The organism is Bartonella sp. MM73XJBT.G (assembly GCF_028618435.1).
Lineage (GTDB): Bacteria > Pseudomonadota > Alphaproteobacteria > Rhizobiales > Rhizobiaceae > Bartonella.
Genome location: NZ_JAQISW010000002.1, coordinates 110,127 through 135,949 on the forward strand (window position 1 = coordinate 110,127; position 25,823 = coordinate 135,949).

The 25,823-nt window shown below is 37.9% G+C and carries 23 protein-coding genes, 3 tRNA genes and 6 pseudogenes; 6 read left to right on the forward strand and 26 right to left on the reverse strand.

What is annotated here, in order from left to right; genetic code table 11:
- Positions 1-179: 179 nt before the first annotated feature.
- From PVV59_RS01785 to PVV59_RS01865, 17 genes are all read right to left on the reverse strand, one after another.
- Positions 180-1,856 (reverse strand): ribonuclease J, encoded by a 1,677-nt coding sequence (locus PVV59_RS01785; protein WP_273754206.1) that lies wholly within the window; start codon positions 1,854-1,856, stop codon positions 180-182.
- A 53-nt stretch (positions 1,857-1,909) separates the two neighbouring features.
- On the reverse strand, positions 1,910-2,713 hold the full coding sequence (locus PVV59_RS01790; RefSeq protein WP_273754207.1) for a biotin--[acetyl-CoA-carboxylase] ligase: 804 nt from the start codon (positions 2,711-2,713) through the stop codon (positions 1,910-1,912).
- Between the two features lie 2 nt (positions 2,714-2,715).
- On the reverse strand, positions 2,716-4,170 hold the full coding sequence (nuoN, locus tag PVV59_RS01795; protein ID WP_273754208.1) for an NADH-quinone oxidoreductase subunit NuoN: 1,455 nt from the start codon (positions 4,168-4,170) through the stop codon (positions 2,716-2,718).
- A gap of 17 nt (positions 4,171-4,187) precedes the next feature.
- A complete protein-coding gene (locus PVV59_RS01800; RefSeq protein ID WP_273754342.1) occupies positions 4,188-5,657 on the reverse strand; it encodes an NADH-quinone oxidoreductase subunit M in 1,470 nt (489 codons plus the stop codon).
- A complete protein-coding gene (gene nuoL / locus PVV59_RS01805; RefSeq protein ID WP_273754344.1) occupies positions 5,657-7,621 on the reverse strand; it encodes an NADH-quinone oxidoreductase subunit L in 1,965 nt (654 codons plus the stop codon). The genes PVV59_RS01800 and nuoL overlap by 1 nt, the downstream gene beginning before the upstream one ends.
- A gap of 6 nt (positions 7,622-7,627) precedes the next feature.
- Positions 7,628-7,936 (reverse strand): NADH-quinone oxidoreductase subunit NuoK, encoded by a 309-nt coding sequence (gene nuoK, locus PVV59_RS01810; RefSeq protein ID WP_120102367.1) that lies wholly within the window; start codon positions 7,934-7,936, stop codon positions 7,628-7,630.
- Positions 7,937-7,949: 13 nt separating this feature from the next.
- A complete protein-coding gene (locus PVV59_RS01815) occupies positions 7,950-8,570 on the reverse strand; it encodes an NADH-quinone oxidoreductase subunit J (protein WP_273754209.1) in 621 nt (206 codons plus the stop codon).
- Between the two features lie 92 nt (positions 8,571-8,662).
- Positions 8,663-9,154 (reverse strand): NADH-quinone oxidoreductase subunit NuoI, encoded by a 492-nt coding sequence (gene nuoI / locus PVV59_RS01820; protein WP_273754345.1) that lies wholly within the window; start codon positions 9,152-9,154, stop codon positions 8,663-8,665.
- Positions 9,155-9,168: 14 nt separating this feature from the next.
- Positions 9,169-10,215 (reverse strand): NADH-quinone oxidoreductase subunit NuoH, encoded by a 1,047-nt coding sequence (gene nuoH, locus PVV59_RS01825; protein ID WP_273754347.1) that lies wholly within the window; start codon positions 10,213-10,215, stop codon positions 9,169-9,171.
- A 22-nt stretch (positions 10,216-10,237) separates the two neighbouring features.
- Positions 10,238-12,307 (reverse strand): NADH-quinone oxidoreductase subunit NuoG, encoded by a 2,070-nt coding sequence (gene nuoG, locus PVV59_RS01830; RefSeq protein WP_273754210.1) that lies wholly within the window; start codon positions 12,305-12,307, stop codon positions 10,238-10,240.
- 64 nt (positions 12,308-12,371) lie between these two features.
- Positions 12,372-13,679, reverse strand: coding sequence for an NADH-quinone oxidoreductase subunit NuoF (gene nuoF / locus PVV59_RS01835; protein ID WP_273754211.1), 1,308 nt, complete (start codon positions 13,677-13,679; stop codon positions 12,372-12,374).
- Between the two features lie 163 nt (positions 13,680-13,842).
- Positions 13,843-14,499 carry an NADH-quinone oxidoreductase subunit NuoE gene (gene nuoE / locus PVV59_RS01840; protein WP_273754212.1) on the reverse strand — a complete coding sequence of 219 codons (657 nt, stop codon included), beginning with the start codon at positions 14,497-14,499 and terminating at the stop codon, positions 13,843-13,845.
- Entirely contained in the window at positions 14,499-15,689 is a 1,191-nt protein-coding gene (locus PVV59_RS01845) for an NADH-quinone oxidoreductase subunit D (RefSeq protein ID WP_273754213.1), read from the reverse strand. Before PVV59_RS01845 ends, nuoE begins: the two co-directional genes overlap by 1 nt.
- A gap of 120 nt (positions 15,690-15,809) precedes the next feature.
- Positions 15,810-16,418: an NADH-quinone oxidoreductase subunit C gene (locus tag PVV59_RS01850; protein WP_273754348.1), complete on the reverse strand. Its 609-nt coding sequence runs from the start codon at positions 16,416-16,418 to the stop codon at positions 15,810-15,812.
- Between the two features lie 16 nt (positions 16,419-16,434).
- Positions 16,435-17,016 (reverse strand): NADH-quinone oxidoreductase subunit B family protein, encoded by a 582-nt coding sequence (locus PVV59_RS01855; RefSeq protein ID WP_273754214.1) that lies wholly within the window; start codon positions 17,014-17,016, stop codon positions 16,435-16,437.
- The gene (locus PVV59_RS01860; protein ID WP_273754215.1) at positions 17,007-17,372 is read right to left on the reverse strand and encodes an NADH-quinone oxidoreductase subunit A; all 366 of its coding nucleotides are present in this window, start codon (positions 17,370-17,372) and stop codon (positions 17,007-17,009) included. The genes PVV59_RS01855 and PVV59_RS01860 overlap by 10 nt, the downstream gene beginning before the upstream one ends.
- Before the next feature lie 297 nt (positions 17,373-17,669).
- Positions 17,670-17,746, reverse strand: a tRNA-Asp gene (locus PVV59_RS01865).
- Between the two features lie 172 nt (positions 17,747-17,918).
- Between PVV59_RS01865 and PVV59_RS01870 the strand changes: the two genes are divergently transcribed.
- Positions 17,919-17,994: transfer RNA gene (locus PVV59_RS01870), tRNA-Val, on the forward strand.
- A gap of 129 nt (positions 17,995-18,123) precedes the next feature.
- Here the strand turns inward: PVV59_RS01870 and PVV59_RS01875 are convergent.
- From PVV59_RS01875 to PVV59_RS01905, 5 genes and pseudogenes are all read right to left on the reverse strand, one after another.
- Complete coding sequence (locus PVV59_RS01875) at positions 18,124-18,378, reverse strand: hypothetical protein (protein WP_273754216.1); 255 nt, start codon at positions 18,376-18,378, stop codon at positions 18,124-18,126.
- A gap of 9 nt (positions 18,379-18,387) precedes the next feature.
- The gene (locus tag PVV59_RS01880; RefSeq protein WP_273754217.1) at positions 18,388-18,618 is read right to left on the reverse strand and encodes a hypothetical protein; all 231 of its coding nucleotides are present in this window, start codon (positions 18,616-18,618) and stop codon (positions 18,388-18,390) included.
- A 116-nt stretch (positions 18,619-18,734) separates the two neighbouring features.
- Positions 18,735-18,939: pseudogene (locus PVV59_RS01890) on the reverse strand (hypothetical protein).
- 11 nt (positions 18,940-18,950) lie between these two features.
- A pseudogene (locus PVV59_RS09835) lies at positions 18,951-19,824 on the reverse strand (DUF1376 domain-containing protein); the annotation flags it as partial.
- Positions 19,817-20,287 carry a crossover junction endodeoxyribonuclease RuvC gene (locus PVV59_RS01905; RefSeq protein ID WP_273754220.1) on the reverse strand — a complete coding sequence of 157 codons (471 nt, stop codon included), beginning with the start codon at positions 20,285-20,287 and terminating at the stop codon, positions 19,817-19,819. The gene PVV59_RS01905 and the pseudogene PVV59_RS09835, both read right to left, overlap by 8 nt.
- Before the next feature lie 1,203 nt (positions 20,288-21,490).
- Here PVV59_RS01905 and PVV59_RS01910 point away from each other — a divergent pair.
- The 5 genes and pseudogenes from PVV59_RS01910 to PVV59_RS01930 form a co-directional block, all read left to right on the forward strand.
- Positions 21,491-21,844: a helix-turn-helix domain-containing protein gene (locus PVV59_RS01910; protein WP_005773900.1), complete on the forward strand. Its 354-nt coding sequence runs from the start codon at positions 21,491-21,493 to the stop codon at positions 21,842-21,844.
- Positions 21,845-22,116: 272 nt separating this feature from the next.
- Positions 22,117-22,490 (forward strand): annotated as a pseudogene (locus tag PVV59_RS01915) (hypothetical protein).
- Positions 22,491-22,555: 65 nt separating this feature from the next.
- Positions 22,556-23,305 (forward strand): annotated as a pseudogene (locus PVV59_RS01920) (antA/AntB antirepressor family protein).
- Positions 23,306-23,317: 12 nt separating this feature from the next.
- Entirely contained in the window at positions 23,318-23,482 is a 165-nt protein-coding gene (locus tag PVV59_RS01925; RefSeq protein ID WP_273754221.1) for a hypothetical protein, read from the forward strand.
- Between the two features lie 87 nt (positions 23,483-23,569).
- A pseudogene (locus PVV59_RS01930) lies at positions 23,570-24,285 on the forward strand (tyrosine-type recombinase/integrase); the annotation flags it as partial.
- A gap of 54 nt (positions 24,286-24,339) precedes the next feature.
- Here PVV59_RS01930 and PVV59_RS01935 read toward each other — a convergent pair.
- The 4 genes and pseudogenes from PVV59_RS01935 to PVV59_RS01950 form a co-directional block, all read right to left on the reverse strand.
- A complete protein-coding gene (locus tag PVV59_RS01935; RefSeq protein ID WP_273754222.1) occupies positions 24,340-24,639 on the reverse strand; it encodes a HigA family addiction module antitoxin in 300 nt (99 codons plus the stop codon).
- 18 nt (positions 24,640-24,657) lie between these two features.
- Positions 24,658-24,938 (reverse strand): annotated as a pseudogene (locus PVV59_RS09840) (type II toxin-antitoxin system RelE/ParE family toxin).
- A gap of 415 nt (positions 24,939-25,353) precedes the next feature.
- Positions 25,354-25,430, reverse strand: a tRNA-Arg gene (locus tag PVV59_RS01945).
- 46 nt (positions 25,431-25,476) lie between these two features.
- A complete protein-coding gene (locus PVV59_RS01950; protein ID WP_273754224.1) occupies positions 25,477-25,782 on the reverse strand; it encodes an ETC complex I subunit in 306 nt (101 codons plus the stop codon).
- Between the last annotated feature and the right edge of the window lie 41 nt (positions 25,783-25,823).

A 25,823-nucleotide genomic window follows, 5' to 3' on the forward strand; every position in this document is an offset into this window, starting at 1 on the left:
GATCTATCATATCGGAACAATTTAACATACCCTCTCTATTTATCTATAGTCGCATTCTGAATACTTACAAATATAACGATCTTATTGTTTAAAAAATTATTGTGCTTTATTCTCTATTTTTCTTATTGAGCAATAAAATAAGAATGCTCTTCTTTTTAATAACGTAATATAGAAATGCTTTATTTTGATCGATGTAAAAAAACTGTACAGAGAGGTTTTTTTTGCCAAATTTCATAAACAGCCGCTCTCACTGCACGTCGTGTTGCCTCTCGAATAACTTCATTATTTTTTCGCTTCATGCGTGGAATATTATAAACTGTATTTTCCACAACCTCTAAAAGAATATCTTTTAATTTTTCCCCCTCTCCATTATTCTCAGGGAGTCCCAATATGCTTAAACCGACATCACCAAACAACTCATGCTTGCTATTCATATGGAGAGAAACAGCAACATGACCAGCGTAACTTAATTTTCTACGCTCACGAATCCCTAGCTCATACTCATCTCCAAGAAGACATCCATCTTTATAGAGACGACCAACAGGCACTTGATCAATAACTTCTACAGGCGTTGGTGCAAGACGCAGCATATTACCATTTCTAATATTCCTAACAATTTTAATCCCTGCTTGACGCGCTAAAGCGGCTTGAGCAGTAAGATGCATTGCCTCACCATGCACAGGCACAAGGATCTGTGGTTTTATCCAATCATACATCTGTAAAAGTTCTGAACGACGGGGATGACCTGAAACATGAACAAGTGCATCTTCATTCGTAATAACTTTAATACCTAAATCGATGAAGCGATTTTGTATATCAAGAATCGCTTTTTCGTTTCCTGGAATACTTCGTGATGAATAAATAACAGTATCTCCAGTGGAAAGCGCAATATTCCTCATTCCCTCACGTGACAGCTTAGCCAAAGCTGCACATGGCTCACCTTGGCTCCCTGTGACAATTAAAACAAGTTCTTTTCGTGGGATGTAACCATAATCATCTTCCGTTACAAATGGCGCTAAGCCATCCATATAACCAAGCTCTTGTGCAACCATAATACTTCGCTTAAGGGAACGCCCAATAACAAGAACCTTACGCCCAACAGCTTGAGCAGCTAGAGAAATAGAACGTATCCGACCAATATTAGAAGCAAAAGTTGCTATTGCAACACGTCCTTCAGCTTTCGAAATAATGTCAGAAAGACTGGTTTGGACCTGCTGCTCTGATGGAGATATACCATCCCGACATGCGTTTGTGGAATCACAAAGTAATGCTAAAACACCTTTATTGCCTAAATTTCGAAATCTTTTTTCATCTGTTACAGCTCCAAGCGAAGGAGTATGATCAATTTTCCAATCACCCGTATGGATTACAGTCCCTAAAGACGTTGTAATGGCTAAAGATACAGACTCTGGTATCGAATGGTTAACAGCAATAGATTCTATGGCAAAGGGACCAACATGAAAACAATCCCCTACTTTAAAAATATTAAATGGCATTTTATGAGATTCAAAATCTGATTGCCTTTTACTCTCCAATAACCCTGCTGTGAAAGCTGTACAATAAACTGGAATTTGTAACTTTGGCCATAAATCAAGAACAGCTCCATAATGATCTTCATGTGCATGTGTTAAAACAAGACCATGTATATTATGTTTTTCACTTTCTAGAAAACGAATATCAGGAAAAATAAGATCGACCCCCGGTAATTCAGAGCCAGCAAAACTAACGCCCATATCAACAAGCAGCCATTCACGAAGATTTTGGGAGCCAAATCCATAAGCGGCTAAATTCATCCCTATTTCACCTACACCTCCCAGAGGTAAAAAAACAAATTCATTCTTATTGGTTGCAACCATAAACATCTCCTAAATCATTAAGATAATCTGATGGTAAAATAAAACTTCATAAATTAATAACGATTTTCATGAACAGAAGCTGCCAAACCAAAATGAACATCTCCAGCTGTTATAATACTTGTCTCACCATTTTTTTGTTTTATGATGCAGTTAAAATCATGATCAAGCCCCTCAAAAATACCCTCAATAATTTTTTCATCATTAGTTATTTTGATGTATTGCCCAAGGTGAGCAGAATATAAAAGCCATTTTTTGCGGATTATATCACATCCTCCAAGCTGCTTCCAAAGCAGATAATTTTTAGCAAAATACTCCGTCAAAACTGTAAATAATTGTGCTGGTTCAATATTTAAACCAATATTCTTTAAGCTTGAAGTGAGATAGGGAGCATCTTCATAATGATGTTTCACATTTATTCCAATACCAATAACCAATACATCTTGTTGTGATGGTAATTTTAGAATTTCGAGCAAAACTCCAGAGCTTTTTGCTCCTCTGAGCAAAATATCGTTTGGCCATTTTAAGCTTACAATATTGTTTGTTTTCTTTTCATCTTTTATAAATTGTTTTATTGCCTCTGCTACACTGACTCCAGCAACAAAACCAAGTTGAGCAGCGGTTTGATGAACAATATTATCCATTAACAAAAGACTAGAATAAAGGTTCCCTTTTGGACTATTCCATACCCTCCCTCTCCTTGCCCTTCCCTGTAATTGCTCTTGCGCAACAATCCAAAGATAACCTTGATGTCCAGTTTGCGCTTTTCGTTGCGCAATGAGATTTGTTGAATCAACGCTGTCGTAGGCTTCAACAGTGTATCCTTGTTTCTTTGCAAAATCTGATAAAATATAGACCATAATTAAAACAATGCAGCAGCTGCTTTTTCTGCCAATTCGGCAAACCAAATTCCAAAAAAGGTATAAAATAAAATAAATAATGCGGAAAGGCTAAGACAAAACTGAAGCTCTTTTGATAAAATAACGAAATGCGTTTTTACGTCATCAAACCACATAATTTTAATAACTCGTAAATAGTAAAAAGCGCCAACAACGGACGCTATCATACCGACAATAGCAAGTGGTGTCAGACCAGCATGAACAGCAGCAGAAAATGTATACCACTTCCCAAAAAAACCAGCCATAGGGGGTATACTGGCTAGCGAGAAAAGCTGTATTGTCATGACAATCGCCATAAACGGATTCGTCTTTGCTAATCCTGAAAGATCATAAATATTTTCAACATTACCACTCTGAGATCGCATTCCAAGGATAAAAGCAAATGAGCCAAGAGTAACACCAAGATAAATGGTCATATAAAGAATAACACTTTTTATCCCAAGCATATCTCCAGCCGATAAACCAACAAGTGCATAGCCCATATGGCTGATCGACGAATAAGCCATTAAGCGCTTAATATTATTTTGACCAATTGCAGCAAACGCACCAAGAATCATTGATGCAATTGCCATGAAAACCAAAATTTGTTGCCATGCAGGCATCGCGCTATCAACACGCCCTAGGGGAATAAAGGCCGTAACAATCACACGAATAATGAGCGCCATTGCAGCAACTTTAGGCGCCCCAGCAAAAAATGCTGTAATCGGTGTTGGGGCACCTTCGTAAACATCAGGTGTCCACATATGAAATGGAACGGCAGAAATTTTAAAAGCCAACCCCGCTAAAATAAAAACAATTGCAAAAATGACCCCCAATTGTAAGCTTTCACCTTTTAAAGCAATGGCTATTTCGTGAAAACCAATTTGACCGGAAAAACCATAAAGCAAAGAAATGCCATAAAGCAGCATCCCTGAAGATAATGCTCCTAAAACAAAATATTTTATACCGGCTTCAGAAGATTTTACATTATTACGATTAATCGCTGCTAAAACATATAAAGCTAAGGACTGTAGTTCTAATCCCATATAAAGTGACAGCATATTCCCCGCTGAAATCATCAGCATCATGCCAAGAGTTGCTAAAAGAACAAGCACTGGAAATTCAAATATATTGAACTTTTGCGCATTAGCAAAACCAACAGACATAATAAGAGCAAAAAGTGCACCAATAAGCGTTAAAACTTTCATATAACGACCAAAAGGGTCAATAATAAGCGCATTGGTTTGAAATAAGCCAGTCTTTGGAAAAACGATGAGAATAATAATGGTTGCCACAAGAAGAGCCATAGCTAAACCTGTCACCGTTAAAGAAGCGCGTGCATTGGAATAAACACCAACCAAAAGCAACACTACTCCCCCTAATGCAATTAAAATCTCTGGAAGAATTAAGACTAATTGTGTTATTATTTGACTTTGCATGAGAATTCTTCCCTTATCTAGTGTAATTTATTGATGAGGGCTTCTACAGAAAACGCCGTCGCTTTAAGAAGTGGCGTTGGATAGATACCAAAGAATATTGTAAGAATAACCATCGGGTAAAGAATAAATTTTTCCCTCGAAGAGAGATCTACCAATACTTTTAAACTTTCTTTATCCAAGGAACCAAAAACCACACGCCGATAAAGATAAAGGGCATAGGCTGCTGATAAGATAACACCTGTTGTCGCTAAAATAACAACCAATTTATTCACTTGAAAAACACCTATTAAGGTTAAAAACTCACCCAAAAATCCTGAAGTTCCAGGGAGACCGACATTTGCCATCGTGAAGATTAAGAAAACAACAGCATATTTGGGCATATTATTCACTAAACCACCAAATGCTGAAATTTCACGCGTATGCAAGCGATCATAGATCACCCCAACACAAAGGAATAAAGCTGCGGAAACAATTCCGTGCGATAGCATCTGATAAATAGCCCCTTGTATTGCCTGTTCATTCGCAGCAAAAATACCCATCGTTACATATCCCATATGCGCTATTGAGGAATATGCAATAAGTTTTTTGATGTCACTTTGAACAAGTGCAACCAATGAGGTATAAATAATTGCAATAAGCGATAATGTGAAAACAAAAGGGGCAAAATCTGCTGAAGCAATAGGAAACATAGGTAAAGAAAAACGAAGAAAACCATACCCACCTAATTTGAGTAAGACACCAGCTAAAATAACAGAACCTGCTGTCGGTGCTTCCACGTGAGCATCAGGGAGCCAAGTATGAACTGGCCACATCGGCATTTTAACAGCAAAAGAAGCAAAAAATGCAAGCCATAACCATATTTGCATATGGGCAGGAAACTGATAATTGAGTAAAGTTGGTATATCAAGTGTTCCTGCCTGCCAATACATAGCCATAAGTGCAACCAGCATAAGCACTGAACCAAGTAAAGTGTATAAGAAAAACTTGATACTTGCATAAACACGACGTGAACCACCCCACACCCCTATAATGATAAACATTGGAATGAGGCTACCTTCAAAAAAAACATAAAATAATATTGCGTCAAGAGCACAAAAGACTCCAATAATGGCAACTTCAAGAAGAAGAAAAGCAATCATATAAGCTTTTAATCTCTCTTTAACATTCTCCCAACTTGCTAAAATACAAAAAGGCAAAAGAAAAGCTGAGAGAACAACAAAAAGAATAGAAATACCATCAACTCCCATATGATAGCTAATACCATCCCCTAGCCAACTGAATTTTTCAACCATTTGAAAATTCGGGTTTCTAGAATCAAATCCTACCCAAATAATTAAAGAAATAATAAAAACAAATATCGTCGTAAAAAGTGCAACATTGCGTATATTATGGCGCGCAGCTTCACCATCATCTTTGATAAATAAAATAAGCAGTACACCCACTAGTGGCAAAAATGTAACCGTAGAAAGAATAGGCCAATCGGTCATTAGTTCACGCCCCCGATCATCATCCATGTAATCAGCAATGCAATACCTATCAGCATCGCAAATGCATAGTGGTAAAGATAGCCTGTTTGCATCCGAACAACTCTATTTGTAATATCAACAACACGCGCTGCGATACCATTAGGACCTAGACCATCAATAATTTTACCATCTCCAACTTTCCAAAGAAAAGAACCAATCTTAAAGATAGAACGAACAAACAAAAAATTATATAATTGATCAAAATACCATTTTTGGTAAAGAAATTGATATACTCCTGGCATAACACGAGCCATTTTCTTGGGAAGAGATGGAAAAGAAATATAAAACAAATAGGCAAACATAAACCCAAAAACCATTGCTATAAATGGCGACCACTTTACCCAATTAAAAACATGGTGGGCATCATGAAGAATATGATTGTGGCTGCTTATAAACAATGCTCCCTTCCAAAAAGTATCATATAAGTCACCAAAAAAATAAGGTTGAAAAATAACACCAGCAAATATCGCCCCAAAAGATAAAATAAATAGTGGCATTAACATAATTGGCGGTGATTCATGCACATGATGCATAACATCAACTGTAGCTCGTGGTTTACCATGAAATGTCATAAAGATAAGCCGCCATGAATAAAAACTTGTTAAAAACGCTGCAAAAACAAGAAGATAGAAAGCATATCCTGAAGCAATATTATGCGATGCAAAAGCAGATTCTATAATCGCATCCTTAGAGAAAAAACCAGCTGTCCCCAAAACTGTTCCTGGAATTCCAACCCCTGTCAAGGCAATGGTACCGACCATCATCATCCAATAAGTTATCTTTATATGTTTGCGTAACCCGCCCATTTTTCGCATATCTTGTTCATCGGAGACAGCATGAATGACAGAACCTGCACCAAGAAATAATAAGGCTTTAAAAAAAGCATGGGTAAAAAGATGAAAAACAGCTGCTCCATAAGCTCCAACACCAAGGGCGACAAACATATACCCGAGTTGTGAACATGTAGAATAAGCAATAACACGTTTAATATCATTCTGCACCAATCCTACAGTTGCTGCAAAAAACGCAGTTGTGGCTCCAATAATAACAATCACTGTCAAAGCAATCGAAGAGAGTTCAAAAATTGGTGACATACGCGCAACCATAAAAACACCAGCTGTGACCATTGTAGCAGCATGAATAAGAGCTGATACAGGCGTTGGTCCTTCCATAGCATCAGGCAGCCAAGTATGTAAAAGAAATTGTGCTGATTTTCCCATCGCACCAATAAATAATAAAAGACATGTAACAGTAATTGCTGCTTGTCCATCAAGCTGCCAACCTAAAAATGTCATATTTTGTATAAAGCTATTGTCTGCGGCTTTTGCAAAAATAGAAGCAAAATCAACCGATTGGAATAAAACAAAAACACTAAATATTCCTAAGAGAAAACCAAAGTCTCCAACACGATTGACCACAAAAGCTTTCATTGCAGCTTTATTCGCAGAATCTCTCTGAAACCAAAAACCAATAAGCAAATAAGAAGCAAGTCCTACACCTTCCCAGCCAAAAAACATCTGGATCAAATTATTGGATGTCACCAACATCAGCATCATAAATGTAAAGAGAGAAAGATAAGAAAAAAAACGCGACCTTGAAGGGTCATGATGCATATAACCAATTGAATAAATATGCACTAATGCCGAAACACTGTTTACCACAATAAGCATAACAGCTGTTAATGTATCAATATGAAGAGCCCAGTCAAAGCTTAAATCACCAATGGTAAGCCAATGTAATACGAATACATCAATCGCTAAAGTATAACCAAGTGCAAGATTGAAAAATGCTATCCACGACAATATGGCAACAATCACCATAAAGCTACATGTTATCAACTCGCTTGCACGTTCTCCTATGGTTTTTCCACCTAATGCTGCAATTAAAAAACCCAAAAGCGGAAGAAAGACAATCGTATAATACATCACGGGTTAGCCTTTCATTACGTTAACATCTTCAACCGCAATGGAACCACGATTACGGAAAAAAACGACAAGAATTGCTAAACCAATAGCAGCTTCAGCAGCTGCGACGGTTAAGACAAATAAAGCAAATATCTGACCAACGAGATCATGAAGAAATGCCGAAAATGCGACAAAATTTATATTAACGGAGAGTAATATAAGCTCAATAGACATCAAAATGATAATCACATTTTTTCTGTTGAGAAAAATTCCAGCAATACCAATTGTAAACATCAAAGCAGAAACAGTAAGATAATGCGCAATATCGATATACATAACCATAGCCCCCTTAAATACCTTTACCTGATTCAACTTGCTTGATTTCAATAGCACTTTCTACTGTTCTAGAAACTTGCTCTGCGATGGATTGTCGTTTAACTCCCGATCTATGACAAAGTGTTAAAACAATAGCACCAATCATTGCAACTAATAAAATTATTCCAGCAATTTGAAAATAGAAAACATAATCCGTATAGAGAATATCTCCTAATGCTTGTGTATTTGTTCGCTGCCCTAAATCTGGCATTGGCTGTGTAACATGCGTTTTAAGAACTGGAGAAAAATGGCTACTCACAAAAACAACAATCAATTCTACAGCGATAATAACGCCAATAAGAGCTCCAATAGGCGCATATCGAAGAGCGCCACTCTTTAACTCAGCAAAATCAACATCGAGCATCATAACGACAAATAAAAATAAAACAGCGACAGCTCCAACATAAACAACAAGCAGAATCAGTCCCAAAAACTCTGCTCCTGCAAGCAAAAACAAAGCTGCAGCATTAAAAAATGCCAATATTAAAAATAAAACAGAATGTACAGGATTGCGTGCTGTAATAACAATCACTGCACTTGTTAGCATAATAAAAGCAAACAAATAGAAAAATGCCGCCGCTAGATCTGTTAGCATGGGCTTCTCCTTAATTATTTAAATAATTGGTACAAACTTCATACCAGATTACAATTTATCGGAAAAATTATCCGATACCTCAAATGATACACTTAACGGTAAGGTGCATCCATCAATATATTACGAGCAATTTCTCGCTCCCAGCGATCTCCATTGCTTAAAAGCTTTTCTTTATCATAATACAGTTCTTCTCGCGTTTCTGTGGCAAATTCAAAATTTGGCCCTTCTACAATAGCTTCAACTGGACAAGCTTCTTGACAAAAACCACAGTAAATACACTTAACCATATCTATATCATAACGGACAGTCCTCCGTGTACCATCATTACGCCTCGGTCCTGCTTCAATGGTAATTGCTTGTGCAGGGCAAATTGCTTCACATAATTTACAAGCAATGCAGCGTTCTTCACCATTTGGGTAACGACGAAGTGCATGTTCTCCACGGAAACGCTCAGAAACAAAACCCTTCTCATAAGGATAATTAATCGTAGGCTTTGGTGCAAAAAATTGACGCATAGCTAAGAAAAAAGCACTCATAAACTCTAAGAGAAGAAGTGACTTTGCTGCCTGAAAAAAAACTGACATCATAAAAACTCCTCTTAAGAAAAACCACTATACTTTAAAAAAGCAGCAGTTATGACAACCATTGCTAACGAGAGAGGAAGAAAAACCTTCCAACCAAGCCGCATGAGTTGATCATAACGATAACGTGGAACAAAAGCTTTGACCATAGCGAACCCAAAAAATACAAAACAAACTTTTAGAACAAACCAAATGATACCGGGAACCCAATTAAGCCACCAAACATCTAAAGGAGGGAGCCAACCGCCTAAAAATAAAATGGTTGTTAATGCGCACATTAAAACAATAGCAACATATTCACCAAGAAAGAAGAGCATATATGGCGTTGAAGAATATTCAACCATATGACCAGCAACAAGCTCAGATTCTGCTTCCACTAAATCAAAGGGAGGACGGTTTGTTTCTGCGAGCGCAGAAATAAAAAAGATAATAAACATTGGAAAAAGAATGAGCCAATTCCAATCGAGAAAACTATTAAAAGGAAGACCTAGAGTTGTACCAAGTCCATGATTTTGTTTAAGAACAATGGTTGTGAGATCCAACGAACCACTTACTAAAATAACAGTCACAAGAACAAAACCAATAGAAACTTCATAAGAAACCATTTGTGCTGCTGAACGAAGAGCTCCTAAGAAAGGATATTTTGAATTTGATGCCCATCCCCCCATAATAACACCATAAACTTCAAGAGATGAAATGGCTAAGATATAAAGCAATCCAACATTAATCTTTGCAACTTCCCATCCCTCATTGACAGGGATAACAGCCCAAGTTGATAAAGCAAGTGTTGCTGAAACAAAAGGAGCTAAAAGAAAAACCCCCTTATTTGCACCTGCTGGGATAATAGGTTCTTTCACAACAAATTTAATTAAATCTGCAAAAGACTGTAGTAATCCCCACGGACCAACAACATTGGGACCACGTCGCAATTGTACAGCAGCCCAAATCTTTCTATCTGCATAGAGAAGATAAGCAACTAAAATCAACAGAACGACCAAAAGAAGAAGCGTTTTTCCAACGACAATAAGTAATGGCAACAGCCAAGTCATAAAGAAATCATACATCATTATTCCTTTTCCTTTGCCCTTACTCTACAGCTTGCATAGCACGGCTTTTTGCAAGAGATGAACATTCAGCCATAACGGCAGAAGCACGTGCTATCGGATTTGTCAAATAAAAGTCTTTAACCATAGAAGTAAATGCTTGACTTTCTAGGGAAACCATTTTTGAACCAAGCGCCTTAAGACCACTTATATCAGAAGGCATTATATCATCAATGGCACAAAGATGTGGGTAATCATTAAATAAGCATTGTCTTAATTGAGAAAGAGAATCAAAGGGGAGTCTTTGTCCTAAAACATCCGATAAGGCACGCAAAATAGCCCAATCTTCTTTTGCTTCACCTGGAGCAAAACCAGCCCGATTTGTCATTTGAACACGCCCTTCTGTATTCACATAAAGTCCTGATTTTTCAGTATAAGTTGATGCAGGTAAAATAACATCAGCCGCATGCGCACCATTATCACCATGGCTACCAATATAAATTTTAAACGCTTTTATATTGGTCAATTCCACTTCATCAGCACCAAGCAAAAATAAAACTTCACAGGTTTTAAGAATATTTGCAACCCCAAGCTTAGAAGTAAAGCCTATATCTAACCCTCCAACGATTGACGCTGCATTATGAAGAATCCCAAATCCATTCCATTCTTCACTAAGAGCACCAATATTATCCGCTAATTTAGCAAGGTTTTTTAAAACAGATAACCCTTCATTTCCGCAAATCGCCCCCTCTCCGATAAGAATAAGAGGTCTCTTTGCTTTTTTTAAAACATTAAAAAAAGCATCCTCTCCACCAATAAGTGTATTTAAAGCATCACCCCCAGATCCAAGATAAGAATAAGGATAACGTAAATCCACTTCCTCTCCAATGAGCGCAACAGGAAAATTTCCCATCCGTTGGCGTTTTAAAATACGCGCATTTAAAACAGCAGCTTCATGGCGTGGATTAGAGCCCACAATGAGCAATGCATCAGCTTGTTCAATCCCCGCAATTGTAGGATTAAAAATATAACTCGAACGTCCAAACTCTGGCGACAAAGCAACTCCTTTTTGACGACAATCAAAAAGCTTTGAACCCAACGAGATCAGTAATGCTTTAAGGGCATACATTTCTTCAACAGAGGCAAGATCCCCTGCAATTGCCCCTATTTTTTCTGGCAAGGTTTTAGAAACCACCATTTTAATCTTTTCAAAAGCTTCTACCCAACTTACAGGCTGAAGTTTTCCATCTTTGCGTACATATGGTCTATCAAGACGCTGAGTTCGTAACCCATCCCAAATAAAACGCGTCTTATCAGAGATCCATTCCTCATTTACATCTTCATTCGTACGCGGCATGATCCGCATCACTTCACGGCCGCGGCTATCAATACGGATCGCACTGCCAAGCGCATCCATAACATCAATCGATTCTGTTTTAATCAACTCCCAAGGACGTGCATGAAATGCATAAGGCTTTGAAGTTAAAGCTCCTACTGGACAAAGATCAATAACATTGCCCTGTAACTCAGATGTCATAGCTTTTTCAAGATATGTCGTAATTTCAGCATCTTCACCACGACCGATCAATCCAAGCTCAGAAATACCTGCTACTTCTGTTGTAAAACGGACACAACGTGTACAATGAATGCAGCGTGTCATAACCGTTTTGACAAGAGGACCAATATATTTATCTTCTACAGCACGCTTATTTTCTGTATAGCGAGAACAATCACGTCCATAGAGCATTGCTTGATCTTGAAGATCACATTCTCCTCCCTGATCACAGACAGGACAATCCAAAGGATGATTGATGAGAAGGAACTCCATCACACCTTCACGGGCTTTCTTTACCATCTCTGTATTGGTAAAAATTTCTGGTGCTTCACCATTAGGCCCTGCACGCAAATCACGAACCCCCATCGCACAAGAAGCCTGAGGTTTTGGAGGTCCTCCCTTAACCTCAACCAAGCACATGCGACAATTTCCAGCAATTGATAAAGTTTCATGAAAACAAAAACGTGGTACTTCAGCACCAGCTGCCTCCGCTGCCTGAAGCAACGTATAGTAATCAGGGACTTCAATCTCTTTACCATCAACTTTGATATTTATCATCACTCATCCAGCCTGCGGATAATCCACTTAAACTTGCATTTCATTGCTCTTAAAACAAAAATCTCTATCCAACCGCTTCCAAAGCAATATTTTTCCTTTGCACAACATTTCGTGTATAATCATCAATTCTACGCTCAATTTCTGGGCGAAAATTTCGTATCAATCCCTGTATAGGCCATGCTGCTGCATCACCAAGAGCGCAGATAGTATGACCTTCAACCTGTTTAGACACTTCAAACAAAAGATCAATTTCACGTTTTTGAGCTCTTCCCTCAACCATACGCCCTAAAAGACGCATCATCCACCCCGTACCCTCACGACATGGCGTACACTGACCACAACTTTCATGTTTGAAAAAAGCTACTATACGCCAAATTGCCCTGATAATATCCGTTGATTTATCCATAACAATAACACCACCGGTACCAAAAGAAGACCCGACATCGCGCATCCCATCAAAATCCATGATCGCATCAACCATATCCTCTCCACGAACAACTGGACAAGAAGCACCACCTGGAATAACTGCCAAAAGATTATTCCAACCTCCACGAATACCACCGGTATGTTTTTCAATTAACTCACGAAAAGAAACACCAAGAGCTTCTTCAAATGTACAAGGTGCATTCACATGCCCAGAAACCATAAACAATTTCGTTCCAACATTATTTGCACGTCCAATTGATGAAAACCAGGAAGCACCCCGACGCAAAATCGTTGGAACAACGGCAATAGATTCTACATTATTAACAGTCGTTGGACATCCATAAATTCCCATATTTGCAGGGAATGGTGGTTTAAGCCGAGGTTGTCCCTTTTTTCCCTCAAGACTCTCAAGAAGAGCCGTTTCTTCACCACAAATATAAGCACCCGCACCATGATGAATAATAATATCACATGCATGACCATATTTTGTTTTTTTACCTAGTAAACCGGCACTATAACACTCATCAACAGCCGCTTGCAGTGCTTCACGCTCACGAATATATTCACCGCGAATATAAATAAAAGCAACATTTGCTCCCATGGCAAAAGTAGCAATTGCACATCCTTCAATGAGAGTATGGGGATCATGGCGTAAAATATCACGGTCTTTACATGTCCCAGGCTCTGATTCATCAGCATTTACAACCAAATAATGAGGACGACCATCACTTTGTTTGGGCATAAATGACCATTTCATTCCTGTAGGAAAACCAGCACCACCACGCCCACGTAAACCTGACGCTTTCACTTCATCGATGATCCAATCACGACCTTTATCAATAATCTCTTTCAGACCACTCCAATGCCCACGCAACATCGCAGCCTTTAACGATTTGTCTTTTAAACCATAAATATTGGTGAAGATACGATCTTTATCAGCGAGCATACCCCACCTTTTTCTCTATTACCCGTAGCATTTTTAGCTTTTCCTCAAATGCAATTTTTTTAAATTTCTTAAAAACTTTCTACTTTTAATTAAACATTGTTATAATGTGGATAAAATAATGAAATATCTTTTCAAAAAAATATCTCACTCACCCCCCATTCCTTTATGATCCTTTTTTCTTTGAAGATTTGAGAGATTTCCTTTTTTCTTCATCCTCAAGAAGAGAGGTTAAACCACTAATCGGCTCCGATGATTGACGACTGTTTTGTGGACCAACCGCTATTTCAGAACCTTTTCCCGCTTCAAATGCATCAATAATTTCTTCAAGACGCTCAGCTGTAAGATCTTCATAAGTATCCTTGAAAATCATAACCATGGGAGCATTAACACAAGCGCCAAGACACTCTACCTCTTCCCATGATAATGTTCCATCCGGATTAGTAACGAAAGGATCATGATGAATTTTTTTCTGACAAACTTTAATCAATTCATCAGATCCACGTAACATACAGGGAGTTGTACCACACACTTGAATATGTGCTTTTGTCCCTACAGGTTTAAGTTGAAACTGAGTATAAAAAGTTGCAACCTCTAGAACTCGAATATAAGCCATAGAAAGAATTTGGGCAATATGCTCAATTGCAGCACGCGTAACCCAACCATCTTGCTCTTGTGCACGCATGAGTAATGGAATAACAGCAGACTGCTCGCGCCCTACAGGATATTTCTCTATGGTATTCTTCACCCATATCTGATTTTCCTTTGTAAAAGAAAACTCTGCGGGCTGTGAGATATCATCTGCAAGACGGCGCACGGACATTAGCGATCAACCTCCCCAAAAACAATATCAATTGAACCCAAAATAGCGGTAGCATCCGCCAACATATGCCCTCTGGTTAAAAAGTCCATAGCCTGAAGATGAGCAAACCCAGGAGCACGCAACTTGACACGATAAGGCTTATTGGTTCCATCAGAAACAAGATAAACTCCAAACTCACCCTTTGGAGCTTCCACAGCAGCATATACCTCACCAGGAGGCGTATGAAAACCTTCTGTATAAAGTTTAAAATGATGAATAAGCGCTTCCATCGAACTTTTCATTTCGCTTCGCTTTGGGGGTACAATTTTACGATCTAAACTCGAAACTGGTCCATTTTTTTCAGTACTAAGCAAACGATTCACGCATTGGCGCATAATTTTTGCTGATTGCCGCATCTCTTCCATACGAATCAAATAACGGTCATAACAATCACTATTCTTACCTACAGGAATATCAAATTCCATTTCATCATAACACTCATAAGGTTGGCTCTTACGCAAATCCCATGCTACACCGGCTCCACGAATCATAACCCCAGAAAAACCACGCGCCCAAGCCTCATCAATACTCACCACACCAATATCTACATTACGCTGTTTGAAAATCCGATTTGGTGTTATAAGTGCATCCAGTTTACCCAGAGCAACAAGAAACGGATCAATAAAATTACCAATATCCTCAATTAAGGATTCTGGTAAGTCTTGATGCACACCACCGGGGCGAAAATAATTGGCATGAAGACGTGCCCCGCACGCACGTTCATAAAAAATCATCAATCTTTCACGTTGTTCAAATCCCCAAAGTGGTGGAGTCAAAGCACCAACATCCATCGCCTGTGTCGTTACGTTAAGCAAATGATTAAGAATACGTCCAATTTCAGAAAACAAAACACGTATTAATTGCCCTCGCTTTGGAACTTTAACCCCTAATAATTTTTCAATAGCAAGTACAAAAGCATGCTCTTGGTTCATAGGAGCAACATAATCTAAACGATCCAGATAAGGGCCAGCTTGAAGATAGGTTTTTGTTTCCATTAATTTTTCGGTACCGCGATGCAATAATCCAATATGCGGATCTACACGCTCAACAACTTCACCGTCCAATTCCAAAACCATGCGCAAAACCCCATGCGCTGCAGGATGCTGCGGTCCAAAATTGATATTAAAGTTCCGAACATTGACCTCAGCCACAATCAACCCCTTGCTTTTCTAAAAAACTTGATATCAAACGTTAACAAAAACTCTCATTATACCTAAAACTGGTATTTTTAAAGACCCACACCCTAACCTAAAGATTTATCAGCCCCCATATCATTTCTTGACATCTCCTTTTTCATCACATGGCAAAACATATTGTGCTCCTTCCCAAGGAGAAAGAAAGTCGAAACTGCGCATCTCTTGTCGCAAAACAACAGGCTCATAAATCACTCTCTTTGCTTCATTATCATAACGACATTCAACAAATCCAGTTACGGGAAAATCTTTACGTAAAGGATGCCCTTCAAATCCATAATCCGTTAAAATCCGCCTTAAATCGGGATGCCCTGAAAATAAAACCCCGTACATATCGTACGTCTCACGCTCATACCACTCTGCTCCAGGATAAATAGAACACGCAGAAGCAACAGGAGTATTTTCATCTGTACGAACCTTAACACGTAAACGTAAATTCTCACGAGGAGACAATAATTGATAAGAGACATCAAAACGCTTATCGCGAGATGGGTAATCAACTCCACTAATATCCGTAATATTAATAAACTGACAGCGAGAATCATCACGAACAAACATTAACACATCTGTAATTGCATCAAGACGCGATATAATCGTTAATTCACCAAATGCAAGAATGGTTTCTTCAAGCTTATCGCCTAATTTGTCTTTCAAATAGGTAGAAAGTTCAACCAATGATTCATTCATCATAATAATGAACCCCCTATCGCTCTATGGAACCCGTACGACGGATTTTTTTCTGCAGCAATAATATACCGTACAGCAACGCTTCCGCTGTAGGAGGACACCCTGGAACATAAATATCCACAGGCACAATACGATCACACCCACGTACAACTGAATAAGAATAATGGTAATATCCACCACCGTTTGCACACGATCCCATAGAGATCACATAACGCGGCTCCGGCATTTGATCATAGACTTTTCTTAGAGCTGGTGCCATCTTATTTGTTAGAGTACCTGCAACTACCATCACATCTGATTGGCGGGGCGAAGCGCGTGGGGCATACCCAAAGCGCTCATTATCGTAGTGGGGCATGGAACACTGCATCATTTCAACAGCACAACAAGCTAAGCCAAAACTCATCCACATGAGAGAACCAGTGCGCGCCCAAGTAATCAAAGAATCGGCTGAGGTAACTAAAAAACCCTTATCTGATAATTCTGCATTAATATCACAAAAAAACTTATCATCTGATCCTATCAATTCACCGGTATTGGGATCGATGATTCCTTTTGGTTTTGGAGCTGTAATCGTTGAATTATTAGATATTAATTCCATTCAAGCGCTCCTTTTTTCCATTCATATATAAATCCAATAGTCAAAATCGCTAAAAACACAATCATAGACCAAAAGCCAAATATACCTATCGATTCGAATGAAACGGCCCAAGGAAAAAGAAAAGCAACTTCAAGATCAAAAATGATAAACAAAATTGAAACCAAATAGAAACGAATATCAAACTTCATGCGTGCATCACTAAATGAATTAAATCCACATTCATAAGCCGATAACTTTTCAGGATCGGGAGAACGGTATGCTACAATGTACGGTGTAATCAACAAAACCCCAGCAATAACTGCTGAGACAATAATAAAAATCAAAACTGGTAGATAAGAGCTCAATAAATAAGCCATAACCCTCTTCCATCGTAACAAAATACCTGAACTTAACACAATGACTCAATATTGCGAGGTCAAACAGATAAATTCAAATAATCGCTCTATTCATTCTACTCATAATGCTTAAAAGGTATACAGAGCGATACTTTTCTTATCGGCATAGGTAACGCAGAGCAACGAAAGACGCAAGCCCTATTCTTATAAACCATGTAAAAAGGAAGAAAAAACATATCCCCCAAAAAGTAGACACTTCACTACCTAATCCATAGCACATGAATATCTTAAAAAGAAATCCCATAAGGAAACAAGAAATGGCGCGAGTGACGGGGCTCGAACCCGCGACCTCCGGCGTGACAGGCCAGCACTCTAACCAACTGAGCTACACCCGCGCATTCTTTACACCAACTTATTCTTGGTACAAGCGGTCGTGTAAGGGGTTCACACGTTTATGTCAAGAAGGATTATGCATTTTTTTAAAAAATTATCAAATACCATCTTTATTCTTGCGTTTAGAAAATTTTTTCCTTAAAGAGGGCCCATCCAATTGCTGATCATTGCATTGGGCGATTAGCTCAGCTGGTAGAGCGCCTCGTTTACACCGAGGATGTCGGGAGTTCGAGTCTCTCATCGCCCACCATATGCTTTCACCTTTTATGTAACTTATTTATTTTTCATATGTTTTTTAGGGTTAGGGGAGCTAGAATAAAGGTGAGGGAATAGGATTTTGCAACATGCCTCTCAATTATTGCGAATCAGAACTTCTTTTCTAGGTATTTTTTATGAGAACTTTAGAATAAAAAATCTTACGATATTTCTCTTTTCCTAAATTAAGAGGAAAACTAGTATCATAATTTTTGGCTTTATTTTTTCTACTATAATGATGACTACCTAGAAGAAGATCATTTAAAATTTCTTGCCATTGAAGATTCGTTCCTGATGTTAAGAGGCTCTCCTGTGCTAAGCTTGTATCACCATTATGATGAGTTTTTAAAAATCTAATTCTATTAGGAATATCAAACATAAATCTTCCTTAACTCTTCGTGAGCCACTTTTTAAAGTGTGAGAAGCTATTTTCTATGGCATCGATGAAACGGGACAAATCCATTACAAAGATAAAGATAATGAAGGTAATCCACCTCATAATGCCTGACATCATCTTTAAGCCTTGATAGGTTTCTATCATCTCGTGAAGCAGCCGTCGTTCTGTTTCCGAAAGGTTTTTTCCCCGCTTACTTTGATTGCTACTCATTTTGCCACCCACATAAGCGTGCTCCCTGTTGAGTATGCTTTAAAATATCTCTTGCTAAATTGGGACTGAGAGCGTTCAGATCTTGCTTGTCTAAATAAATGGGCAACCAACCAACACAAGAAACAGACCTATTGGCCGCACATCCAACGAGACAAAGCAGCACGCACACCAGCATCACTTTTTTGATTAATTTCATTTTCTACCTCAAGGCGTGTTCTCGCTTTCTTTAATGCTGTCTCTGTTTGTTTTTGCCGCTCGCTTTTCTTGCCAAGCTGAAAAGCTTTGCCTAAAATCATAAAAAAAAACGGCTAAAGCCGCTAACAGAAGAGACAGATTTCTTTACGGATAAGGTTACGGATTGCCTCTCCGGTACCACCACGAGTTCTTTGATCTTTTGAAAAGTTTCCATTGTTTCCACCATTGTTGTTTGTGTTTTTTGTTTTTTCTAAATCATCAATCGCCTTGCGTACCCAGTTACGCCATTGTTGCTTGCCAATCGATTTTGATTGCATTTGCACCGGCTTTTGAACGCCAGTAGTCACGAAATTTTGCCATTTCGACTTTGATACGCTCTGGAGGCAAGCCCTCTGCAAGTGCAAAATCATAATTGGGTTCAAAATCAGCAGGCAATCGACAACCTCGATCAGTGTTAACCTGCTTGGCTTTTTTCGGAACGTTTTCTTGCTCGTGAATGGGAGGTGGGGGTTCTGATGATGTTGTGTTTTGTTCTGATTGGCTTTGGAGGGTATCAACCTCTGTTGGCTCTTGAACCAAATCGTTTGTTTCTAAATTTTCAGAATTAATTTCTTTTTTGCTAAAACGATAGTTTTAGTTTTTTTATATATATTCTTATTCTGGTTCTTTATAGCTTGATTTTGCTTGCGCACCTTTTTACCAGCTTCACTACGAACTTGCGATATGTTGTCTTTTTTATCAGCAAAATCGTTCAGCTCTTCTTCAACGCGCGTATTCCACAATCCATTATCTGTCTCAACAAGTTTATCATTCCTCATTAGTATTCAACAATAGCTGCAAATTTTTTCTGCGAACAATAACAAATGCGTGCAAGCGTTTGAAAGTCTGTTTTAAGTGGTTCTTTTTTTCATACATGCAAACGAGAAGGGTTATATAAACGCCCCGTTGTTCAAGTGTCATTCCATTTGTACCACTTATCCAGTCATACAAATAAAATCTTACCCATGGCATACCATTAGACATGTGTACCCCCCCCTTCTTTCATTAAATATAAAATTGCCAAAGCATCTGCTTCATTATCATCTTTAGGCGCGCGCCCTTTTGCACAAACCGCTTTAATCATTTCTCCTTTTGAAGCATTACCCTTCCCTGTTGTCGCTTTCTTAATCGTACCAACTGGAATACCTTCGTACGGTATCTGATGATGTTCACACCAAGCCGTTAAAGTTGCTAGAAAGCCACCGTAAACATGCGCTGCATCAGTCCCCACATGCCGGCGTACTTCTTCAAAATACACCGCGTCAATTTCATCAACAGACCTCTTTAGTTCAGAAAGCCACTTCTTAAAGCGCAGATAACGCATACCACCGCCTTCAAAACGGCGTGATTGAAAATGTTCTGTATCGCTTGTTATGTGACCATCAGCACCGCATATAGCCCAGCCAGTCTTGCTACCTAGATCAAGACAGAGAATCGTGTTAGTCATTTTAATGTTCCATTAGTTATTTTTTAAATGAGGGGGGGAAATGTTAACGATATTTGAATACTTTTCTACAATATCTCTCGCTGCTATTGCTATTCATGCTAGTGTTTCAGTTTGGACAGATATGAAAACGCAAACAACAATCTCTAGGGCCTAAATTACAAATTAATTATACAAAAACGCTAGCAAATGTACCTTACGATTCAAATGAAAATCCCACATTCAAAGTAGATTTAACCTTCTACAATCCCACAAAACAAGCAATTAAGATAAATAATATCTGGCTAGATCCCCAAAATCCGTTTCAATTTGTTGAAGCTCTCTATCCCAGTCCAAATCACAAAATTATTAAAGAACAAAGCGTCAATATCCCTATAAAACCTAAACACATCAATTTAATAGATCCTCAGTTAAAACCGGAACCAGAGAGTACATTTGACCTGTTTAATGTAGAGAGTAAGAAGGAACTTACAATTTTATTGACTATTCAAGCTATGCAACCAGATATAGTAACTCCTATAAATATTATTGTAGAACATACTTTCTCTAACTATCCCAATAAAACACTTAAAGCTTTTTATTGCATTGGCTTTTTTCGTTTTTCAGAGACGCAAAGATTGAATTTTTGGGCTAAGATATCCAAGACAGAACGCACTCTATATCGTTCCCTCACTCGCGATGAATAAAAGATTAAGTAAAGAGTTATACACTAAAAACAAGCTGTAAGGTCTAAGTCTTTAGTTATCTTATTTTCTTCTCCTATCTGTTATTGTACCAATGAAAAAATACAATAATATTCAAAACCATAATCGATATGGACAGTAATGATATTGCTAAACCGTAATCCATCTTTATTTCCTTTCTTCATATTGAGGTTGTACCATCTTATTTTGTTCACACGGCTTTTCACTCAAACTGAAACCGTTGACAAAAGAAGACGTTGGAGGTGATTGTTTATTCCATAACGCTTCGAGAAGATATGCAACGGCTCCCCTTGAAAGAACACCATATTTTCCCAACGCCATACTGTTGATATTTGTTGACGCCTAACCGTTCTGCCATTTCTTTCAGAGTTAAATTCAGATTTTTACGTAACTGTTTTACTGCTATTTTTCCCATAAAAAATAATATGCATTATGACTACTTAAAAGTCAAGTCGAAATGCATACCGATTATATGCAATATGAATATATTAAGGAGATAAAAATGCTTAGTAACACGATAGACCAATCTGCTAGATTAATAAAAGCGCGTTTAGCGCGTGGTTTTAGGAGTGCAAAAGAAGCAGCTAGATATTTTGGCTGGAACTACTCTAGCTATATACAGCACGAACAAGGATTAAGAGGAATATCACGGGCATCTGCAAAATATGCAAAAGCATTTAGAATTAGTGAAGGGTGGTTATTAACCGGAGAGGGAGACGGTCCCTCCTTTCCAATCCCCGCGACAAAACAAACCGTTGATGAGCAAATTATTAATCTACTACAAAAAACAACTCAGCCAGATAAAGAAACAATTCTTCACCTTTTAAATCGCCTGCATGCAAAAGAAAAAAAATAAAAGCTTTTTTCTTTCATTACTAAATGTAGAAACCAGCTGCATAATTTTGTTATCTAATTCTATATCACTTTTTATTGTTTTCATAACCATTCACTTTCTCCTTTCATGAGAATCGTCATTTAGAAAAAATCTTCTTACAAGATTTTTATATCGTTAAAAATAAAATATACATAATGCATATTTTATTGTTGATATGTATGCATTATGCGTATTGTATATATTCCATAAACCACGCACAAACAATTACCAAGAGGTGTTAGGGAGGAGAAATTATGGAAAATCCAATTCTTATAAATTCTGATGAAATTTTATTAGTTACCTACGATGATGATCAAAACATTGCAGAGTCTGGACCACTTGATGAAAGCCAAATTCTAAGCATTGTTGATGAGGGAGATGATGCAATCCAAATCTTTCGTATAAATCCTTCTGAGAATAGTTGTGAAGACATTTCTGAAGATATCGCGGAATTTTATCTTAGAGAAAGTGAAGAACAGTGTTTCAACGAAAACATATCTCACGACTTTATTTTACACAGCACAGCATACGGTTTTTTTTAGACGATATAAAACAGCGTGAATATGACGATGCAATGTACGGTTCTTACGAACAACAACACCGTTTGCGTACTTGTGATGTGCTTTAAATTCTGAAGGGCGCATTTAAAAGCGCCCCTTTCATTCATCAAGTCCCGTCAATATGAGGTTCGTAATGGAAAAGCCTATTGCTATCCAACAAAATACAATCAAACACGAAACCGTTCAAACGGTCAACGCACGTGAATTGCATGCATTTTTGGAAGTTAATTCCAATTTTAGAGATTGGATTAAAAATCGTATTAAAGAATATAATTTCCAAGAAAATCAAGATTTTATAATTTTCGCTAAAATTTTAGCGAAATCCTTAAGAGGGCGTCCAAGCATGGAATACCACCTTACCTTAGACATGGCAAAAAAACTTTCCATGTTAGAGCGTAACGAAAAAGGTAAAGAAGCCCGTCAATATTTCATTGAATGCGAGCGGCGTGTAAAACAATTCCCTCAATTAAATCTTGCAAACGCTCTAGAAAATCCTCTCTTTGTGAAAAAACTGCTTTTAGAAAGCGTCACACAATTAGAGACCTTAAAAAGTGAAGTGGTACCCTTAAACCAAAAGCAGCTGCACTTGAAAGTTTACAGCGCCATGATGGGCTCTTTGGTCTTACAGAAGCCGCGAAAATACTCGAGATGCAACCAAAACAGTTCATTCAATTTTTACAGAAAAAAGGTTGGGTTTACCGGCGTGCAGCAGGTGGAAATTTACTTCCTTATCAAGACAAAATCCAAAAGCAACTGATGGACTGTCCAACCATCACACTTCCAAACCGCCAGTGGAATAGAAAAAGTCATTCCTTGCGCAAAAATCACAGCAAAAGGAATTGGTGTGCTGTCTCAAGAGCTTAAAAGACAAAGCATGCATTAAGAGGAGGTTATCATGATAAAAAAGAAATACGAATTTACTGATGAGACAACTTGGATATACGGAAATAAGTTAACTTATCGTATCCGTGCATTGAGAGATTTTGCTTATATCAAAGCTGGTACCTTAGGTGATTTTATTGAAAAGGAAAGAAACTTATCACATGATGGCAATTGCTGAATATATGATAATAATGCTGCTGTTTATGATGATGCTGTAGTTTATGACAATGCAGAGTTTTTTGGGAATGCTAAGATTTTTGGTGATCACTCATATAAAAGTATAGAAAAACAACATATTCTTGATGCTGTAGACAGAAGGCGTGATACTCCCGCAGCAGCAAGACACTTTTTAACTTCTCTAAACGGTCTTTTTAATTGGGCGGTTAATAATGCCCTTTTAAATAGAAATCCTGCCTTTAATATAAAAGCACCAAAATCTTTGAACAGAGAGGGATTACTGCCATGGCTAGAAGAGGACATAGACAGATATTATCACCATTGCTCCCATGGTACACATGAACGTGTATGGATTGACGTCCTTTTGTATACCGGCTTGCGTCGTGGTGATACAGTTCGTATCGGCTGGAAAGATGTCAAAGATAATATCATCCATCTTAAAACAGAAAAGAGCCAATTTAAAACAGACGTTTTTTTACCAATTTTACCTGAATTAGCAGAAATTCTTAAAATTGGTCCTATTGGTAATGAAACATTCATCTGCGGAAAAAATGGAAATAAACTCGTAAAAGAAAGTTTTGGCAATCTATTTCGTAAGGCGTATAATGCGGCGGGTATTAAAAAATCAGCGCATGGATTGCGAAAATTAGCGGCCACCCGCGCAGCTAATACCGATGCTACGGTTTCACAAATGAAAGCGCTTTTTTTGGCTGGACAGAAGATAAAATGGCATCCCTTTATACCAAAACAGCCGATAGTAAACGCCTTGCAATAGAAGCAATTAAAAAACTTCAAAAAAACTAAGGCAATGGATAGCAACTACAAATAAAGCAAAGCATTAGAAAATTATGAATAAAATCAAATAGTTGTTTGATTATCATCAGAAACTAGAGGAGAAATAGGTGGTTGTGCTTGTTGCATTGTTTGCCATAAATTATAGTTTGTTTGCATATCTAACCAAAATTTTGCTTTACTAAAACCAGCCAACTCTAATTTAACTGCAAGCTCGGTACTCATAGAAGCATGTCCGTTAATCACTCTTGAGAGAGAAGCTCTTGTCATATGGAGGTGATCAGCTAATTTTTGTATTGATAGCCCCATTTCTTCCAAAAAAGCTACTTTTAGAACTTCGCCTGGATGTGCAGGATTATGCATCATTTGTTTTTGCTCCTTTCATCAATGGTAGTCTTGATAATCAACAAGCTCCACATCTGTTCCTATAAAGCGAAAAGTAACACGCCAATTTCCATTCACCCATATGGAATAGTATTCTGTAAGTTCACCTTTAAGAGGATGCATTTTAAAGGCAGGTGCTTTCAACATTTCAGGCGTCGTAGCACTTGTTAAAGCTGTCAAGATAACGCGTAATTTTCTACGTGATCTGGTCGAATCGCTTTTGTGGAACCTGTTGTATAAAATAATTTTAAGCCCTTATGTTTGAAACTCACAATTGCCATTACCGCCCCTTATCGTATATCATAACTATACGATTAATAAAAAATAAGAGTCAAGCAGCCTGCTAGTAAATCCAGTTATCTAGATAAAATGATTGAGAATAAACTATAAAAGGTTTGGGATAGACAGAAAAACAAGCTAATAAAATCAATAACCATAAAATTCCCTAACCTTTATATAACTTATTGATTTTATATAAACACAGCATCCTCCCCATCACAGCTTAAAGTACTTTTAGGCTGGATAGAAAACAGCATGGCATCATTTTATACACAAAATTTTATACACAAACAACCAATAAAAAACGGCAATAGCATTAATAAAAAACATGAAAAGACTCAGGGGGGAGACATAAAATAAATTAATAGAATGAAAGGAAAACTCTTGAATACTTCTATCTATTAATTTTCTTAAATATGGTGATCCCGACAGGATTCGAACCTGTGACCCACGGCTTAGAAGGCCGTTGCTCTATCCAGCTGAGCTACGGGACCAAACACCCAACTGATTATTTTCCCAATCTAAAATAGCATCTCTAACTTAATGTGTCCAAGATTGCTGCCGATTACTGCGAAAATTATCAGAATAAGAAACGGCACGCCGAATCGACATATGTGTTTTTTCTACACGATAAGGGATAGCATTCTTGCGTGCAAAAGCAATGGCTTCTTCCTTTCTATTAAATTGGATTCTTACCTGACTATTCATATCAGATGTCGCTGTGTAACCCATAAGAGGCTCTAGCATTTTTGCTTTTATCGGCTCATACTGTAGAATCCAAAAGCCTGTATTCCCCTTACCTGACTGCATAGCTGTTTTAGCAGGACTATAAATACGTGCGACCATGCCTCTTCCCTTCAGATTATACAATATTTTAATGATTGCTT

What these genes read in the sequence shown, in the direction of transcription:
- PVV59_RS01785 (WP_273754206.1), bottom strand. Translation starts at nt 1,856, where the DNA reads ATGGTTGCAACCAATAAGAATGAATTTGTTTTTTTACCTCTGGGAGGT.
- PVV59_RS01790 (WP_273754207.1), bottom strand. Translation starts at nt 2,713, where the DNA reads ATGGTCTATATTTTATCAGATTTTGCAAAGAAACAAGGATACACTGTT.
- nuoN (WP_273754208.1), bottom strand. Translation starts at nt 4,170, where the DNA reads ATGCAAAGTCAAATAATAACACAATTAGTCTTAATTCTTCCAGAGATT.
- PVV59_RS01800 (WP_273754342.1), bottom strand. Translation starts at nt 5,657, where the DNA reads ATGACCGATTGGCCTATTCTTTCTACGGTTACATTTTTGCCACTAGTG.
- nuoL (WP_273754344.1), bottom strand. Translation starts at nt 7,621, where the DNA reads ATGTATTATACGATTGTCTTTCTTCCGCTTTTGGGTTTTTTAATTGCA.
- nuoK (WP_120102367.1), bottom strand. Translation starts at nt 7,936, where the DNA reads ATGTATATCGATATTGCGCATTATCTTACTGTTTCTGCTTTGATGTTT.
- PVV59_RS01815 (WP_273754209.1), bottom strand. Translation starts at nt 8,570, where the DNA reads ATGCTAACAGATCTAGCGGCGGCATTTTTCTATTTGTTTGCTTTTATT.
- nuoI (WP_273754345.1), bottom strand. Translation starts at nt 9,154, where the DNA reads ATGTCAGTTTTTTTTCAGGCAGCAAAGTCACTTCTTCTCTTAGAGTTT.
- nuoH (WP_273754347.1), bottom strand. Translation starts at nt 10,215, where the DNA reads ATGTATGATTTCTTTATGACTTGGCTGTTGCCATTACTTATTGTCGTT.
- nuoG (WP_273754210.1), bottom strand. Translation starts at nt 12,307, where the DNA reads ATGATAAATATCAAAGTTGATGGTAAAGAGATTGAAGTCCCTGATTAC.
- nuoF (WP_273754211.1), bottom strand. Translation starts at nt 13,679, where the DNA reads ATGCTCGCTGATAAAGATCGTATCTTCACCAATATTTATGGTTTAAAA.
- nuoE (WP_273754212.1), bottom strand. Translation starts at nt 14,499, where the DNA reads ATGTCCGTGCGCCGTCTTGCAGATGATATCTCACAGCCCGCAGAGTTT.
- PVV59_RS01850 (WP_273754348.1), bottom strand. Translation starts at nt 16,418, where the DNA reads ATGAATGAATCATTGGTTGAACTTTCTACCTATTTGAAAGACAAATTA.
- PVV59_RS01855 (WP_273754214.1), bottom strand. Translation starts at nt 17,016, where the DNA reads ATGGAATTAATATCTAATAATTCAACGATTACAGCTCCAAAACCAAAA.
- PVV59_RS01860 (WP_273754215.1), bottom strand. Translation starts at nt 17,372, where the DNA reads ATGGCTTATTTATTGAGCTCTTATCTACCAGTTTTGATTTTTATTATT.
- PVV59_RS01875 (WP_273754216.1), bottom strand. Translation starts at nt 18,378, where the DNA reads ATGTTTGATATTCCTAATAGAATTAGATTTTTAAAAACTCATCATAAT.
- PVV59_RS01905 (WP_273754220.1), bottom strand. Translation starts at nt 20,287, where the DNA reads ATGACTAACACGATTCTCTGTCTTGATCTAGGTAGCAAGACTGGCTGG.
- PVV59_RS01910 (WP_005773900.1), top strand. Translation starts at nt 21,491, where the DNA reads ATGCTTAGTAACACGATAGACCAATCTGCTAGATTAATAAAAGCGCGT.
- PVV59_RS01925 (WP_273754221.1), top strand. Translation starts at nt 23,318, where the DNA reads ATGATAAAAAAGAAATACGAATTTACTGATGAGACAACTTGGATATAC.
- PVV59_RS01935 (WP_273754222.1), bottom strand. Translation starts at nt 24,639, where the DNA reads ATGATGCATAATCCTGCACATCCAGGCGAAGTTCTAAAAGTAGCTTTT.
- PVV59_RS01950 (WP_273754224.1), bottom strand. Translation starts at nt 25,782, where the DNA reads ATGGTCGCACGTATTTATAGTCCTGCTAAAACAGCTATGCAGTCAGGT.